Annotated in this window: 1 protein-coding gene and 1 pseudogene; one reads left to right on the top strand and one right to left on the bottom strand. The window is 46.4% G+C overall.

All coding sequences use genetic code 11. The features are described 5' to 3' along the window. The first annotated feature begins 28 nt into the window (after positions 1-28). Positions 29-784, top strand: a complete 756-nt coding sequence (gene kdsB, locus R7Q47_RS25795) for a 3-deoxy-manno-octulosonate cytidylyltransferase (RefSeq protein ID WP_318090203.1) — start codon at positions 29-31, stop codon at positions 782-784. A gap of 77 nt (positions 785-861) precedes the next feature. Here kdsB and R7Q47_RS25800 read toward each other — a convergent pair. Next, a pseudogene (locus tag R7Q47_RS25800) lies at positions 862-1,146 on the bottom strand (SpoVR family protein); the annotation flags it as partial.

The following is a 1,146-nucleotide window of genomic DNA, read 5'->3' on the forward strand; positions in this document are numbered from 1 at the left end:
GCACCATGAGTATGGATGAGGGACGTTAATGTCTTTTACGGTTGTGATACCGGCTCGTTACTCTTCGAGCCGTTTACCAGGTAAACCACTGGCTGATATCGGTGGTAAACCAATGGTGCAATGGGTTTACGAACAAGCAATGCAAGCTGGCGCTGATGACGTGATCATTGCTACTGACGAGGAGCGAGTTTCTGCGGCGGTTGAGCAATTCGGTGGCAAAGTTTGTATGACTTCGCCAAACCACGAATCTGGTACAGAGCGTTTAGCGGAAGTGGTAGAGAAAATGGCCATTCCTGCTGACCACATTATTGTGAACGTTCAAGGTGATGAGCCTTTGGTACCACCAGTTATCATCCGCCAAGTCGCAGATAACTTAGCCGCTAGTGATGCGCCTATGGCTACGTTGGCGGTTGAAATTGAATCTGAAGATGAAGTCTTCAACCCAAATGCCGTAAAAGTCGTTGCTGATGAGCGTGGTTATGCCATGTACTTTAGCCGAGCAACAATTCCTTGGGATCGTGATAACTTCGCTAAGCAAGACAAAGCTATCGTGAATCCATTGATGCGTCACATCGGTATCTATGCATACCGCGCAGGTTTCATTAATACTTACGTAAACTGGGCGCCAAGTGCCCTAGAGCAAATTGAATGCCTAGAGCAGTTACGAGTGCTTTGGTACGGCGAGAAAATCCACGTTGCAGTCGCTAAAGAAGCGCCAGCAGCAGGCGTTGATACGCCAGAAGATCTTGAAGCCGTTAGAGCTATTGTGGCGAAAAAAGCGTAACGATTCTACTTCTTGCAGTTAATAAAAAGGCTCCTTTCATGGAGCCTTTGGCTTTAAGGGGATGAGTCTATTTTTAGCTAAATGTTTGAATCGTACTGATTGCGTTTTGGACAAGTGGCTAATGTTTCTCTGTGTCCCGTGTCTTTAACTTCTTCTAAGATTACGTCAAAGCCCCATAGGCGATAGACGTGTTTCAATACCTCATCATAACTTTCATCGAGTGGAATGCGGTTATGAGGAACGTACTGCAACGTGAGTGAACGGTCACCACGAACATCCACGTTAAACACCTGAATGTTAGGCTCTAAGTTTGATAGGTTGTACTGCGCTGCCAGAGTTTCTCGAATGCGCTTGTAGCCCAT

Source organism: Vibrio sp. Vb0349, from assembly GCF_033338975.1.

Coding starts and splice junctions, on each gene's coding strand:
- kdsB (WP_318090203.1), top strand. CDS start 29: ATGTCTTTTACGGTTGTGATACCGGCTCGTTACTCTTCGAGCCGTTTA.